General features: G+C 44.8%; 12 protein-coding genes. 6 read left to right on the top strand and 6 right to left on the bottom strand.

The window, feature by feature from the left end; genetic code table 11:
* Window positions 1-28 precede the first annotated feature (28 nt).
* Window positions 29-2,173 carry a S41 family peptidase gene (locus ACO0KZ_RS14100; protein WP_422996272.1) on the top strand — a complete coding sequence of 715 codons (2,145 nt, stop codon included), beginning with the start codon at window positions 29-31 and terminating at the stop codon, window positions 2,171-2,173.
* Between the two features lie 260 nt (window positions 2,174-2,433).
* A complete protein-coding gene (locus ACO0KZ_RS14105) occupies window positions 2,434-3,048 on the top strand; it encodes a DUF4124 domain-containing protein (protein ID WP_422996274.1) in 615 nt (204 codons plus the stop codon).
* 16 nt (window positions 3,049-3,064) lie between these two features.
* Here ACO0KZ_RS14105 and gshA read toward each other — a convergent pair whose 3' ends face one another.
* Window positions 3,065-4,660, bottom strand: coding sequence for a glutamate--cysteine ligase (gene gshA, locus ACO0KZ_RS14110; protein ID WP_422996626.1), 1,596 nt, complete (start codon window positions 4,658-4,660; stop codon window positions 3,065-3,067).
* A 356-nt stretch (window positions 4,661-5,016) separates the two neighbouring features.
* Between gshA and ACO0KZ_RS14115 the strand changes: the two genes are divergently transcribed.
* On the top strand, window positions 5,017-6,297 hold the full coding sequence (locus ACO0KZ_RS14115; RefSeq protein WP_422996628.1) for an Hsp70 family protein: 1,281 nt from the start codon (window positions 5,017-5,019) through the stop codon (window positions 6,295-6,297).
* A 155-nt stretch (window positions 6,298-6,452) separates the two neighbouring features.
* Window positions 6,453-8,678, top strand: a complete 2,226-nt coding sequence (locus tag ACO0KZ_RS14120; protein WP_422996276.1) for a bifunctional diguanylate cyclase/phosphodiesterase — start codon at window positions 6,453-6,455, stop codon at window positions 8,676-8,678.
* Window positions 8,679-8,720: 42 nt separating this feature from the next.
* On the opposite strand, the gene queC is transcribed toward ACO0KZ_RS14120, so the two are convergent.
* The 3 genes from queC to ACO0KZ_RS14135 all read right to left on the bottom strand — a co-directional run bounded on the left by queC (window position 8,721) and on the right by ACO0KZ_RS14135 (window position 11,456).
* Complete coding sequence (gene queC, locus ACO0KZ_RS14125) at window positions 8,721-9,428, bottom strand: 7-cyano-7-deazaguanine synthase QueC (RefSeq protein WP_422996278.1); 708 nt, start codon at window positions 9,426-9,428, stop codon at window positions 8,721-8,723.
* Between the two features lie 137 nt (window positions 9,429-9,565).
* The gene (locus ACO0KZ_RS14130; protein ID WP_422996280.1) at window positions 9,566-10,342 is read right to left on the bottom strand and encodes a DUF3108 domain-containing protein; all 777 of its coding nucleotides are present in this window, start codon (window positions 10,340-10,342) and stop codon (window positions 9,566-9,568) included.
* Entirely contained in the window at window positions 10,332-11,456 is a 1,125-nt protein-coding gene (locus ACO0KZ_RS14135) for a DUF3108 domain-containing protein (RefSeq protein ID WP_422996282.1), read from the bottom strand. Before ACO0KZ_RS14135 ends, ACO0KZ_RS14130 begins: the two co-directional genes overlap by 11 nt.
* Before the next feature lie 130 nt (window positions 11,457-11,586).
* On the opposite strand from ACO0KZ_RS14135, the gene ACO0KZ_RS14140 reads away from it, so the two are divergent.
* Entirely contained in the window at window positions 11,587-12,444 is an 858-nt protein-coding gene (locus tag ACO0KZ_RS14140; protein WP_422996284.1) for a PhaM family polyhydroxyalkanoate granule multifunctional regulatory protein, read from the top strand.
* 124 nt (window positions 12,445-12,568) lie between these two features.
* Here ACO0KZ_RS14140 and ACO0KZ_RS14145 read toward each other — a convergent pair whose 3' ends face one another.
* Complete coding sequence (locus ACO0KZ_RS14145; protein ID WP_422996630.1) at window positions 12,569-13,105, bottom strand: glutathione peroxidase; 537 nt, start codon at window positions 13,103-13,105, stop codon at window positions 12,569-12,571.
* Between the two features lie 160 nt (window positions 13,106-13,265).
* On the opposite strand from ACO0KZ_RS14145, the gene rfaE2 reads away from it, so the two are divergent.
* A complete protein-coding gene (gene rfaE2 / locus ACO0KZ_RS14150; protein ID WP_422996286.1) occupies window positions 13,266-13,742 on the top strand; it encodes a D-glycero-beta-D-manno-heptose 1-phosphate adenylyltransferase in 477 nt (158 codons plus the stop codon).
* 67 nt (window positions 13,743-13,809) lie between these two features.
* Here the strand turns inward: rfaE2 and trmL are convergent, their stop codons facing one another.
* On the bottom strand, window positions 13,810-14,280 hold the full coding sequence (gene trmL, locus ACO0KZ_RS14155) for a tRNA (uridine(34)/cytosine(34)/5-carboxymethylaminomethyluridine(34)-2'-O)-methyltransferase TrmL (RefSeq protein ID WP_314863746.1): 471 nt from the start codon (window positions 14,278-14,280) through the stop codon (window positions 13,810-13,812).
* Window positions 14,281-14,301 lie beyond the last annotated feature (21 nt).

A 14,301-nucleotide genomic window follows, 5' to 3' on the forward strand; every position in this document is an offset into this window, starting at 1 on the left:
GGTGATGAGTTTAAAAACGGAAACAACAATGAATCAATTAAAATTAAGTCGCTTAGCGCAAATTGTCGGGTGGTTATTTCTCATGCAGTTGAGCGCGTGTGGCGGTAACGAAAATCAAGGTGTCAATACAATTAATACTGCACAAGTGGGCGCTCCTATGCAGGCGGCACCAACCGCTGGTGACGTGCAGGTATTTCCTGGCGCACGCGCCAATTACAGCATTACCATTTTAAGCGTGGGATATATCGTCACCGATATCGTAGGTAATGGCGGCAGCGTAACGGTTAAAGATAAAAAGGTTTTGAAGTTCGCCGATGTCACCATGAATCTGGAAATCGCTGATCTTGCCAACACCATTGCATCCAATGATTTGACCGCATTGATTGACTTGTACACGGCTTTTTTTAATCGAGTGCCGGACGCGGATGGACTCTCTTATTGGATTAAACAATATAAAGCCGGTGTGAGCTTAGATCAGATATCCAATAATTTTTATGCCGCAGCTATTCAGTATTCAGCACAAACTGGCTATTCGAACACGATGACACCGCAGGAGTTTGTACTAGTGATATACAAAAATGTGTTGGGGCGCTCTGGGGCAACAGCACCGCCAAATGAGGACGTCAATTATTGGGTCGCGCAACTGGCAAAAGGCACATCCAAAGGTGCCATGATACGTAGCATGTTGACCGCGGCACGTGGATTTTATAACGACGCGACATGGAGCTGGGTCCCTAACTTACTAGACAATAAAATGCGTGTTGGTCAAACTTTCGCTGTGAACCAAGGCTTAAATTATATTAGTCCGGACGAGTCTATTGTCAAAACGATGGCAATCGCGGCTGCCGTTACACCAACGAGCAAAGCAACTGCGGAGAGTATGATTCCAGTTAAGGATTTGAAATTCACTTTGAACTCTCCTCCTACCTACGGAAATTTGTCAGGTATATGCACGCCCGATGTGGAAAAAACTTGGGCTCGGGGCCATCTAGATGATGTCTACCTTTGGTACAACCAAATTGCCGAAGTGCCTGCGAGTGCCTTTCCAAACGCACCATCGTATTTTGATGCGTTGTTAGTACGCACAAAAGATCGCTTTAGTTTTACTTCGGAGCAAGGTGAAATTGATGACTTTTTCCAGTCTGGTGTAAGTTTTAGTTATGGCTATTCATTGCAACGCTATGGCACAAGACTGCGAGTATTGTTCGTTGAACCAGGCTCTCCGGCAGACAGGGCGGGTATTAAGCGTGGAACGACACTAGCAAAAGTCGACAATACTTCATTAGAGCAACCGGCAAATGATGTGCAATTCCTCGCTTTATATCCAAGCAAGGTAGAGACCCATACCTTTGAGTTAATGGATGTGGGTGCTTCCGCGCCACGCACCGTTTCGATGACTTCTGCGTCAATAACGCAGTCGCCAGTTTTAACTTCGAAAGTGGTCAATGATGCTGGAAAAAAGTTTGGATACTTGGTCTTTAATGATCATATCAGGACGGCCGAACAGCCCCTGATCGATGCGATGAACTCGTTTAAGCAAGCACGTGTCGACGAGTTGGTCTTGGACGTGCGTTATAACGGAGGCGGTTACCTGTACATTGCGAACGAGTTGGCGTCGATGATAGGTGGATCAAAGACGGTTGGAAATGTTTTTGAGCAATTGTTGTACAACGACAAGTATCCAGCGAGATCGGAAGCGTCAACGACCTGGTTTTACCAATTAAGTACAACAAGTCGCTTGTTGCCACAATTAAATCTGAAACGCGTGTTTGTATTGACCAGTGGTCGAACTTGTTCTGCCAGTGAATCTATAATTAATGGACTCTCTCCCTTTATGGAAGTTATTTTGATTGGTGAAAACACCTGCGGTAAACCGTATGGCTTTGTACAAACGAATAACTGTAAAACGGCGTACTTTGCGATTTCATTTTCTGGCGTAAATGCTAAAGGCGAGGGTGATTATGTGAATGGATTTGCGCCTAGATGTAAAGTTGCGGATGACCTTGACCACGTCTTGGGTGATATTGGTGAGAAACGTTTGGCTGCCGCAACCAGTTATGCGAAGACCGGTGTCTGTCCTGCTGAGATAGGCATTGGGAACGTGCCAGCAGCTCCACCCGAGATCGGCGAGCGAGATCCTTATCCTTGGCGACGTATTCGCCTCGTAAAGTAAAATAAGTCAAAAAATGCCAATGAGAATTGGCATTTTTTTAGCTGACAGTAGTACATTGTTTCCCGCTAACGCTTCATTTGACTAAATTGAAAGAAGAACGCTCCTATTGCTCAAAGTAAATGATGCCTTTCTTTAGTAGCGTTATGCGCTAGTTCTATACTTGGGAAAAATCTCCAACTCATTCAATCGTGGTAAATTTAGCACTTCAGGACATCGATTTCAAATAGCCAAGTCGATTTGAAAACTACTAAGACTTTCCAGTGAAACATAACTCGTATCCATTATTGTTGTTGCTTTGTGTGCTCTCTATAGACGAAGCTAGTGCTGATATTTTCCGTTGCGTAAATGCACAAGGAAAATTAGTCACGTCGGATAGACCAATACCCGAGTGTGCAAATCGCGCGGTAAAAGTCTATAACAATAATGGAAATTTTAAGAGTGAAATTGCGGCTCCACTCTCGTCTGAAGAAAAGAAGCGACTCGAGTTAGAAGCGGAAAAGAGAAAAGCGCAACAACTAGTGGATGAAGAGAGAATGCGTGAAGAGCGTTATTTGCTCGCTCATTATCAAGAAGAAGCTGATATTCAGACTGCGCGCAAACGGGCTGTCGATGCACTTTTAGAAAAAAAACGACTGGCGAATGAACAACTGCAAGGATTGGGTCAGATTCTCGCTAGTTTGCAACTTGAATTGAAAAATTCAAAAAAATCCTCGAAAGAATCTGAATCTATGCGACTTAGAGCAGACGATTTAAGTACCAGTATCAATAGTAGTCGTAATGCAATGATGTTCTATGATCAGGAAATCGCGCGTACTAATCAAGAATACGACCAAACTTTGCAGCGTTACCGTCTGGTCGTCAGAAAGCCGAAATAATCCTTACCCAATCCAATTACAAACCGTCGCAACAAATTTGACTTGAAGTGCGAGAACGGTAGTCTTCAATAAACTCATCAAAACTCCCGCTCTGTGACTGTTCCATCTGCGCCTGCTGTGCTAATGAACTGCGCGTCAATTCTTCAAAATACACAGCATCTTGTTCAGACAATGGGCGCGCTTTAAATTGTTCAGCAAAATAGTGACTTTGTTTAAGCGCAAACTGATTAAATGAGCCTTGTTCTTCACGAATAGCAGCTAATACCCGAGCCGATGGCGTGAGGTCAGGGTCGCGCAATTTGTCTAATTGCGCTTGCAGACTTTGTTGATGCTCATTCGTTTCAGTTTGCTTGTCCAGTAATGCAGCGAGTGGTGCTATTTGCTCGATGATCTGCTCACCCCATTGTCTGAGGCTGACAGACGTACCCTGATTTTGTAGCATTAAGCCTGGTGTGCGGCCTTGTTTGACGGTTAACGCAAAATTACTTAGATTTTCTTCACCTTCAGCTTCATTCGTCAAAGCACTGTCGTTCAAGGCGCAGAATAAGAGGAAGGCGTCAAGAAAACGCGATGTCTTTAGATTGATTCCCAATGCTTCGAAAGGGTCAACATCCATGCAGCGTACTTCTATGTATTGCACGCCGCGTGCACATAAAGCCTCTACGGGGCGTTCCCCCAATTTGATGACACGCTTTGGACGTATCGTCGCATAAAACTCGTTTTCAATTTGCAAGACATTGGCGTTGATCTGCATCCACTCACCGTCTTTTTTGATTCCTAATTCTTCATAAGGTCGGTGCGGTTTCCTGACCGCCAAGGACAGGCTACGCATGTAGTCAAGCAAGTTATTGTAGGGCGGGACTAAGCCATCTTGGACATTGTTCTGATAGCCGAGATCGCTCATGCGCAGACTAGTCGCATACGGCAAAAACAAAGTGTCTTCAGACAGAGTTTCTAAGTCGTGTTGACGGCCGCGTAAAAAGTTTTTTGATAGCGCTGGAGACGCACCGAACAAATACATGAGTAGCCAGCTGTAACGATGAAAATTACGGATTAATGCAACATAACTCTCAGATTGATAATCACGTTCAGAGCGCGTATCGCCGTCCTCCTTTTTGAGCAGTTTCCACAAGTCCTCTGACAAAGAATAATTGTAGTGTATGCCAGCGATGCATTGCATACTTTTGCCATAGCGCAGCGCTAAACCGCGGCGATAAACGTGTTTGATCATGCCTATGTGGGAGCTGCCGTACCAAGCGATAGGAATGTCTTTTTCCTGCGGGAGTTCACAAGGCATAGAGTTATTCCACAGCATCTGTGCCCCAAAACGGGAGTAGCTAAAGCGGTGGATCAGATCTAATTTGTCGAGCGCGATAGAAATATCTTGTTCTGCAGGCGTGATAAATTCTAGCAAGGATTCTGAATAGTCAGTCGTAATCAATGGATGCGTTAATGCTGATCCCAGTTCGACAGGATGTGGCGTCAACATCAATTTGCCATCTGTATCGACCCGCAATGTCTCTCGTTCAATGCCACGCAAACCTTTTGCTAAAAGCGGTAAGTGAGCATTGGTGTCGAGTAATTGCAGGCGCTGTTTGAGCAAATCACTAATTAAACTTTTCAAGGGAAACATCCTTCGTGAGTACTGTATTTCGTCGTCCGAAATAACTAAGGTAGATAGCATAGCCGAAATTTGGAAAACGCATATTGATGTAATGTTTTTTGCGTTAGCTTTGAGGGCGGTATTGTGAGTTTCATAGATACCAGTCAATTATTTCAGTAGGATGAAATGACGCCCTATTTACATCAACTTTATAGGTACTTAGTTGCAGATGTGCAGCAAGCCAAATTGACCATGTGGTTGAAAAGGAAATATGGTGCTACTAGGTAGAAAGCATTTAAAGCTTACAGGTGACGCGGCAAGTAGTTTAAGATCTCGCCTGGATGGAATTTTTAGATAGGCTAGTGATGAATGTAGTGTGTGGTGTTGATTTTGGAACTTCAAATTCGACCGTTGGATTTGCTGACGGTCAACAGGTTCAGTTATTAAATCTCGAGGACGGTAAAGCAACTTTGCCCTCGGTCATTTTTTTTAACGCAGACCTAGATGAAGTCAATTATGGACGTGCAGCCTTGTCTGCGTATCTAGATGGCTATGAAGGACGCTTAATGCGATCCATGAAAAGCCTATTGGGCACTAGTCTGATTGATGGGCAAACTGAAGTAATGGGGCGTCGCTTACCCTATAAGCAATTATTAACGCAATATATTGCAGAGTTAAAACGACGTGCTGAATTGGCAGCACAGACACCGTTGGAGCAAGCGGTCTTTGGTCGTCCAGTACATTTTATTGACGATAGCCAAAGTGCGGATCAGTTGGCTGAACAAACTTTGCGTGAAATCGCCCAAGCAGTCGGCTTTAAAGAAATTTCTTTTCAGTTTGAGCCTATCGCTGCGGCATTGGATTATGAGTCGCGTATTGAAAAGGAGGAACTGGTTTTAGTGGTCGACATTGGTGGTGGTACCGCCGATTTTTCTGTCATTCGTTTATCGCCAGAACGTCGGGAAAAAATCGACCGGCATGAAGATATTTTAAGCAATACGGGCGTTCATATCGGTGGTACCGATTTTGATAAATATCTCAGTCTGCAACAGTTGATGCCACGCCTTGGGATGGGCGGGCGACTTAGCAATGGTATAGAAATGCCGTCGGCGAATTATTTTAATTTGGCGACTTGGCACACTATCAATTTGATTTACTCACAAAAAGTGGTGCGTGAGATACACGATATTTGTCGAGATATTAATGATGCGACTTTGCGTTATCGTTGTGAATGCTTGCTCAATTTGATTGAGCAAAGAGATGGACATTGGTTGGCACTAAAAGCGGAGCAGGCAAAAATCTTGTTGAGTGATGAGGCGAGTATTTCAGTCGAATTAGAACGGTTACGCAGTAAAACCAGGCCAGAGCACAAGACCGAGTTATTGGTAATGACACAAGAGCATTTGCAGTTGGCAATTGCGCCCTTGTTCCATCAGCTAAATCAAACTATTGCTGAAGCAATAAGCAATGCAAATATAAAAAATGAGCAAATTGACACGGTCTTTTTTACGGGTGGTGCAAGTGGTGTTCGAGGCTTACGAGAAGATCTGAATCGACTAATGCCTAAGGCGAAATTAGTCCAGGGTGATGTGTTTGGTAGCATTGGAGCTGGCTTAGCATGGGATGCTCATCGGCGTTATGCTTAATGCATTGTTTCGGCGAGATCCTATTGTAGAAAAGCCTGATTAATTTTCTATTTGTGTTGTAAAGTCGTTCTGATTTTGTTGTTGCACGGCAAAGTAGTTGCTATATACTGGTTGCACTTTGTTTCAGCGAGTTTCCAACACAATTTGGGGGCGACATGCCAGAAAATCTGGAGGATGACGAGATATTTATCGAGGAAGACCTTGATAACGACGTCTTGGGAAATATCGCACAGCGAACTTGGAAAATCGCGATCGTCGACGATGATGAAGACGTGCATCGGGCCACAGAATTTTCACTGCTTGACGTCAAAATCCTGAATCGCCGCCTTGAGTTTATTCATACTTATTCTAAAGCAGAAACACATGAACGATTCGCAGTCGAGTCAGACATCGCCGTAGTATTGCTCGATGTCGTGATGGAGACTGAGCATGCGGGTTTAGATTTAGTTTGTTATATTCGTGATGATCTAAAATGGCGAGATACTCGGATTATTTTACGAACCGGTCAGCCCGGTTACGCGCCTGAAGAAGACGCGATACGTGATTACGACATCAACGACTACAAAACAAAAAACGAATTAACTCGCAAAAAATTATTGACGGCGTTGACCGCTGCTATTCGTTCTTACGATCAGTTACGCACGATTGAAGCGAGCCGACGAGGCTTGCATCAAATCATTACTTCTAGTGCTGCATTTTCGATGCAAGACGGAATTGAAGGTTTTGCCTCTGGGGTCATTACACAGATTGCGGCATTGTGCGGTGTTCCCTCTGAAGGCTTGTTATGCGCCCAGTGTGACGAAGCCCTACAGTTCGACAATAGTTTCCGCTATAGCGTCATTGCCTCGGCCGGACATTATCGAAACTTAATGAATAGACCGATTGACGAAATTGATAACCCTGTCATTCGGGATGCTTTGCGCCGAGCCTTGTCCGAACGTGTGTCTTTGTTCGAAGAGGATAACATGACTTTGTATTTTTCGGGACGAGGTAAGCGTGCGATTGCTGCTTTCATAGAATTGCCTTATGCGCTGACAGCGATCGATCAACAGTTGCTCGAAATATTTTGCTTTAATTTGGGCGTTTGTTTGGATAATCTCGGCTTGGTTAGCCAATTAAAAAACTATGCATTTCGCGACCAGTTGCTGATGCTACCAAATCGACTGAAATTTATTGAACAGCTAGATGCCTCGATAGAAAATGCGACCCCAGATCAATTATTGGTTTTAATTGATATTGATGATTTTGCAGAAATTAATGATGTTCTGGGTCACCGATATGGTGATTTATTGCTGCGTGCGGTGGCGAATCGATTACAGCTTGCTTTGGGCAGTCAAGTTTTTTTAGCCCGCATTGGAGGTGATGTCTTTGGTCTACTTGGCAATCGCTTCGCTTTAACACCAGAAAAATTGCAAAAAATATTTGAGGCACCATTCATTATTGATGACTCTTCGCATACTGTCTCCATGTCTATGGGACTCGTCGCTTTAGATTCGTATTCCCAGTCGGGTGCCGATGTATTGAAAGACGCAAGTATTGCGCTAAAACGCACTAAGGGTTATCAACGCGGTTCACACACTTTGTTCACCCGTGAAATGGGGGTGGAGATTCGTGAGCGTGCCTTGCTAATGCAGCATTTGCATAAAGCATTTGATGCTGAACGTTTGTTTTTAATGTATCAACCGCAAATTTCTTTGAGTGACCGTAAAGTAGTAGGGTTTGAAGCGCTTTTGCGCTGGCGTACTGATGAAGGACAAATGATCTCGCCTACTGATTTTATTCCTTTGGCTGAGCATTCTGGTCTAATCATTAGCTTAGGCGCTTGGGTTTTACGTACGGCCTGCTACACGATGGCGCAATTATTGGAGAAAGGTTATTCCTTAGATCGTATGGCAGTGAATGTGTCGGTGATTCAATTTCGCCAACCTGACTTCATCGAACTCGTAAAGCGAGCCTTGCATGATAGCGGCTTAGCGCCGCATTACCTTGAACTGGAAATCACTGAGTCCGTGACCATGAATGGCACTGGTATGTTTGAAGAGGCATTAAATGGCTTGAAATCGATAGGCGTGCAAATTGCCATTGATGACTTTGGTACTGGTTTTTCTTCACTCAGTTACCTAGATAAGTTACCCGTGGACCGCCTGAAAATAGACCGTGCTTTTGTCATGCAAATTGATACCCAGGCGGGGCCAAGAATCGCTGAGTTGATAACCCAATTGGGTAAAAAGCTTGGTTTGAGTGTTATCGCTGAAGGTATAGAGACCGACACCCACTTTGACGTCTTGCGTAAAATGGGTTGCGAGGAGGGGCAGGGCTTTCTCATTGCCCGACCTATGCTCGATAACGCAATAGAACCATGGCTCGCGAGTTGGAAGTAGTAGCGATTGTACTATTTGGCTAAGTGCCGAAGGCAACGGCTTCTATTTAGTTCGTACGTATTCGATATAGCCTTTTGCACGCAAATCGCAAGCTGGGCAAGTGCCACATCCATGTCCCCAAACATGTAAAGCGCCACGCTCGCCGAGATAGCAGGTATGTGTATCTTGTCGGATTAGTTCGATTAAAGCCTCGCCGCCTAGTTGTTCCGCGAGACGCCAGGATTGCGCTTTGTCTATCCACATTAATGGCGTCTCAATATTCAGGCGACTTGCCATACCGAGATTGATGGCCACCTGTAATGCTTTCATGCTGTCGTCACGGCAATCGGGATAACCCGAAAAATCAGTCTCGCACATTCCACCTACCAGAACTTCTAATTGCCTGCGGTAGGCAAGGGTCGCTGCGGTCAGCATAAACATCAAATTACGACCAGGTACAAACGTATTTGGTAGACCATTTTCTTGCATTTCTATAGCGATATTTTCCGTCATCGCGGTGTGCGACAGTTGTGAGATTAAGGACAAATCAATGATGTGGTCTTCACCCAATTTGCGATCCCACGCCGACGATAATCGGCGTAACTTTTGTAGTAAGTGTGGACGCATGCTCAACTCTATAGCATGTCGCTGTCCATAATCAAAACCTATGGTTTCAACATAATCATAACGTTCCAACGCCCATGCCAAGCAGGTAGTTGAATCTTGTCCTCCACTGAATAAAACTAAAGCACGTTTGGATAAATTTTTCATAGCAATAATGGACGATTCGGGTAATGAGCAAATAAGGAATGAATGAAGTAAGAAATTATTCAGATCGGTTGGCTTTTGTAGCGCGTTTGTTTAAACAAATCAGCCTCTGTTATCTGCCAAAAACCGACCATATTATTTCATTCCTTTTTGATGGAGACAATTTTTTGTTCAACTTGATCACCATTAGCATCATGAAAGCTGATACGAACGGGATAATAGTCGAGTGAGGTCGCCAGCCAGATTTCTATTTGCTGACTTTTGGCATCAGGCGGTGGTGCTTTTTGAATGTGTAGTACTTCTAGTTCTCCTAGCGCCGTTTGGATTTTTTTAATCTCGATTAATTTAAAGACCCAGGGATCTGCGTCACGTAATCCTGCTACGAACATCTTCCACTCGTGCCCGGCTTGTAAAGAATCGCTAGCGCTTCTGGCTAATGCAACTAACTGCCAGGTTGCACTCAGACGGTCTTGTTCACCACCTTTGATTGGGTAGCTCAGGTCAGAATCAGAAAAGCTAATTATTTTAGTTTGACGATCAAATGTGGTGCTAGCCTCATCGCGACGGAAACGTTTTTCTAGAAACTTTTCTGGTGCTAATCCAAATTGATCGATGTTGCCAGTGCTACTGGTTTTTAGAATTTTCCCGAAGATAGCCACACTGGTTTCTGAGCTGAGACGATAGGTCTTTGCCGCTCCGGTATTCTCTTTGACTTGCCAACTCACCTTAGCTTCGCCACTCACAGGAATGCCTTTTTGGCTCGATTTTACAGCGTAAATTAATTCTGCAGAAGGTGCCAGATTGAGAGTTTTTGCATGCGCGGATACTGGGCTAATCACGTCGGTAATGCACAGTGCTAGCAATGCTAGAGCCACTGACTTCGCTAACTTCGAAAGCGTCTTTGATTTATTTATCATCGTTGATAACTCGGTTCTTAAATTCGGTAACGATTTGATCTGTTACCGTGCCATTGCTTTCTGTATTCCTGATTTGTACTGGATACCAACTCAGGGAAGGTGCCAACCAAATATCTAACCTAGAGTTATAGGCGCCCGGGCGTGGCGGTCGAACGATATGTATCGTTTTTAGTTTGCGGTTGGCTGGGACTAGCTTACTTTCGATCTCTTCTTCTTCAATCACTTGAAACAAGAACTCATTTGCATCGCGACCCTCCGCTACTTGCACTTTAAATTCGCGGCCTGGTGCGAATTGCGCTGGATTTCCGTTTCCTATTGCTGCCAACTGCAACAATAGACTAGCCGCATCTTGCGCCCCGTCTTGCATGGGGATTGTTTTGTTGCTGGCAGAAAAAGTAATCGTCTTTTCAAAATGATTGAAGTGAATTGCCGTTGCTGCTTTTGTTTTTCTCTCATCGGTGCTGGTTCCAGGCATTAGTCCAAATGGGCCGATTTCACCCTCACTGCTGAGGGTATATAGATTAAAAGTCGTTACGATTAAATTCACACCTACTTCCAGCTTAAGACTGTATATATTGTTATAGACCTGCCAGGATAAAGTAGCAACGCCTCTGGTTGGGGTGTCGTTGACCTTGGTGTGAGTGACATCCAGACGCATTTCAATAGAACTCGGTATTCGTACCACCAGCTTACTCGCCGTATTGTCGTTTATTGCATGAGTGCTGACGGCTTTTTCTTCGATTGCTGTGATCGTCTCCTGGAGTATGTCTTCTGGTTTGATATCTCTTGTAGCTAGTGGCTCCGGCGCTATTTCTTTAGTTTTTGGAGTAGGGATACTACGACTTTTTTTCGGAATAGCTCTTGTTGGTTCTGCTGGCGATTTCGTTGTTGTTTTCGTTATTGTCAGGTCACTGTCGTTTGCTGCTACGTTAGTTGGACGCAGATTAACCTGAATCGACGGATTAGATTTTTGTGGTGCCTGTGGTGTCCAGTCTTTCCAGATCGCGGATTCGAAGAACAGAACGTGAAGTAAGACGGTCGCAAGCGAAAAAACCACAGTTTTACGCTTGATTGCATGTTTTAATTGCTGAAATAGAGAAAAGACTTTTGCCATAACGCTAGTGTAATCGTTCTGACCTATTCTTGCGACAGGTGCAGACTAATCACGCACGGGTGTTAGAGTGTCGATTGCGTTGAGGCGCCTGTTCAGGGTGGTAAGTATTTATTCGTAGAAAGGAAATAATATGCAGAATCCATTTCAGCAAAATAGTGCAGGCAATATGGGCGGTATGAATGACCCCTTGGGATTTGTAAAAAAGTTATGGGGCGATATGCAATTGCCCGGAATGGTAACGCCAACGCTTTCCGTAGATGAATTGGACAAGCAGATCAAGGATTTAAAGACGGTTGAGTCCTGGCTCACCGTGAATATGAATATGCTAAAGGGTACGATACAAGCACTAGAGGTTCAGCGCGCTACCATTTCTGCCTTGAAAACTATGGGCGAGAGCTTTGCACAGGCGACGTCACATAGAGAAAACACTACAACGACTCCGTTTGCTTCGCAGTGGCCCATGCCAGAAACGGCGACAAGTACTAAAACGACCACTAAACAGGCTGTACCTGAACCAGCTGTGGAAGATGAAATGGATGAGGAAGAGCATGATGGCGATGATGTAAATACGGACGAATCGACAGCCGCGCCAGAATCTGAAGTAAGCTCATCTGATAAAGAAGCCGAAGCAAAGCAAACCGCAACCAAGTCAGAAGCGGGTAGTTTCAGTAACCCTGCGGCATGGTGGACAGTATTGCAAGACCAATTCAAACAAGCTTTACATCATGCTATGAAGGATGATGTGGTTGCAAAAACAATTGAGCCGGCTAAGTCAACTAAGCCAGCCAGCACTAAAGCAAGAACTCATACTTCGACAGGAGCTAAGCCTGCTGCGTCAGTCAAGAGTAAGTCTAGTAGCAAAGGAGTTGCAACTAAGGCTGAAACCAAGACTGCGGTTAAAAGAACCACGAGAACTGTTGCGAAGGCAAGCCCAGCTAGCAAAGCCAGAGCGAAGCCAGCTTCAACACGGAAGCCCAAACTCACATAATGTAGCCGCATGTCGTGTGACTAGCGTTTGATTTTGGCTAGACACCGAGAACCAGAGAAACAACATGCTTTGCGCTAACCCAAATGGGCACCTCAAAGCGTGTTGTGCATCTGGTCATTGTGAATTACTTACCCAGCGCTTTCTCAATCTCAGCAACGAGGCCCTTATTTTCTGGCGTGGTAGTGCTGGCATAAGAGGCCAATACTTTACCGTTACGATCGATTAAGTATTTGTAGAAATTCCACTTGGGTGTTGTGCCCGTGGCTTTGATTAGCTGTGCATAAAATGGATTAACATCGCTGCCCTGCACGGATGATTTAGCAAACATTGGGAATTTCACGCCATAGGTATTAAAACAAAAATCAGCGATTTCCTTACTGCTGCCCGGCTCTTGTTTACCGAAGTCATTGGAGGGAAAACCGAGTACTACTAAACCACGTTCGGCATATTTAGCGTATAGCGCTTCCAGGCCTTCGTACTGTTTGGTGAATCCGCAGTAACTAGCTGTATTGACGACCAATGTTACTTTGCCTTTGTATTGGCACAGATTTTGAGGTGCTTCGTCTTGCAGACGATTAAAACTGTGTTTCAGAATATCGGGACATGCAGCATCTTCGGCAAATGCCTGACCCGGATTGAACATAAATGCAGTTGTGAGCATGAACGACATGCCAGCTATTTTTTTTGAAAATGACATAATAGTCCCCCGAAATAAGAAGAAAATCATCTTAACGTACTTTGCTGTTTAACGCTTGTGGCGTTACAGTGGTGAACTTTTGAATATTCTGCAATCACCTCGCTCGCTTTTTCTTTTTAAATCTATGCCTCATTTTGAAAATAAGATTTGTAGTTCTGCCCATCTCGCTGAGAAACTCTCCCTGCTAACCCATCCAGTAGTGCTGACGAATGGGGTATTTGACCTTTTGCATCGTGGTCATGTCACCTATCTGGCGCAAGCTAAAGCACTCGGTGGCTCATTGGTTGTGGCGGTGAATACTGACGCTTCTGTGCGACGATTGGGTAAAGGCGAGGAGCGGCCTATCAATACTTGCGCAGACCGCTTGGCTGTGCTGGCCGCATTGGAATCAGTTGATCTGGTCTTGTCTTTTGATGAGGACACCGCTTTGCAGGTAGTGAATCTTGTGAGGCCGGATATCTACGTAAAAGGCGGCGATTATGATATGAAGGCGATTCCTGAAGGGCAGGCTGTATTGGCTTACGGTGGGCAGGTACGTGCGATCGATTTCGAACATGATAGATCCACTACGAAAACGCTGCAAAAACTGCGCCAAACATAAGCCTGATTACCCTGTACGCTTAGTAGAATTTGTGACTATTTTTCTATGGGGCGCGGAAAATTTCTGTTTAGCTACCTCCAGCGAAATCATTTTGCCGCCAAGCCTCATATACCACAATCGCTACAGTATTCGATAAATTCAAGCTGCGATTGTCTGGGCGCATCGGTAACCGTATTCGTTGGGGGTTGGGGAAGGATTCGCGTAAGCTAGGTGCTAGTCCACGAGTTTCAGCGCCGAATACAAAATAGTCGCCTGGCAAGAATTGTGCGTCGGCGAAACTTGAGGAACCGTGTGTCGTGAGCGCAAACATGCGCTCATTTGCTGGCCGTTCTGACTCTAAAAAAGCGTCCCAATTCTTGTGTACTTTCATGCGCGCATATTCGTGGTAATCCAATCCAGCCCGTTTTAATTTGCTGTCCTCGAGCGGGAAGCCGAGCGGCTCGATTAAGTGCAATTGCACACCGGCGTTGGCGCACAGCCGAATAATATTGCCCGTGTTGGGAGGGATTTCTGGTTCGACTAAAACGACATTAAACAAGGTGGTTCCTCTTTTTGCTTG

The organism is Undibacterium sp. Di24W, assembly GCF_049340325.1.
GTDB lineage: Bacteria > Pseudomonadota > Gammaproteobacteria > Burkholderiales > Burkholderiaceae_D > Undibacterium.

What these genes read in the sequence shown, in the direction of transcription:
- ACO0KZ_RS14140 (WP_422996284.1), top strand. Translation starts at nt 11,587, where the DNA reads ATGCAGAATCCATTTCAGCAAAATAGTGCAGGCAATATGGGCGGTATG.
- ACO0KZ_RS14145 (WP_422996630.1), bottom strand. Translation starts at nt 13,105, where the DNA reads ATGCTCACAACTGCATTTATGTTCAATCCGGGTCAGGCATTTGCCGAA.
- queC (WP_422996278.1), bottom strand. Translation starts at nt 9,428, where the DNA reads ATGAAAAATTTATCCAAACGTGCTTTAGTTTTATTCAGTGGAGGACAA.
- ACO0KZ_RS14135 (WP_422996282.1), bottom strand. Translation starts at nt 11,456, where the DNA reads ATGGCAAAAGTCTTTTCTCTATTTCAGCAATTAAAACATGCAATCAAG.
- ACO0KZ_RS14115 (WP_422996628.1), top strand. Translation starts at nt 5,017, where the DNA reads ATGAATGTAGTGTGTGGTGTTGATTTTGGAACTTCAAATTCGACCGTT.
- ACO0KZ_RS14130 (WP_422996280.1), bottom strand. Translation starts at nt 10,342, where the DNA reads ATGATAAATAAATCAAAGACGCTTTCGAAGTTAGCGAAGTCAGTGGCT.
- ACO0KZ_RS14120 (WP_422996276.1), top strand. Translation starts at nt 6,453, where the DNA reads ATGCCAGAAAATCTGGAGGATGACGAGATATTTATCGAGGAAGACCTT.
- rfaE2 (WP_422996286.1), top strand. Translation starts at nt 13,266, where the DNA reads ATGCCTCATTTTGAAAATAAGATTTGTAGTTCTGCCCATCTCGCTGAG.
- ACO0KZ_RS14100 (WP_422996272.1), top strand. Translation starts at nt 29, where the DNA reads ATGAATCAATTAAAATTAAGTCGCTTAGCGCAAATTGTCGGGTGGTTA.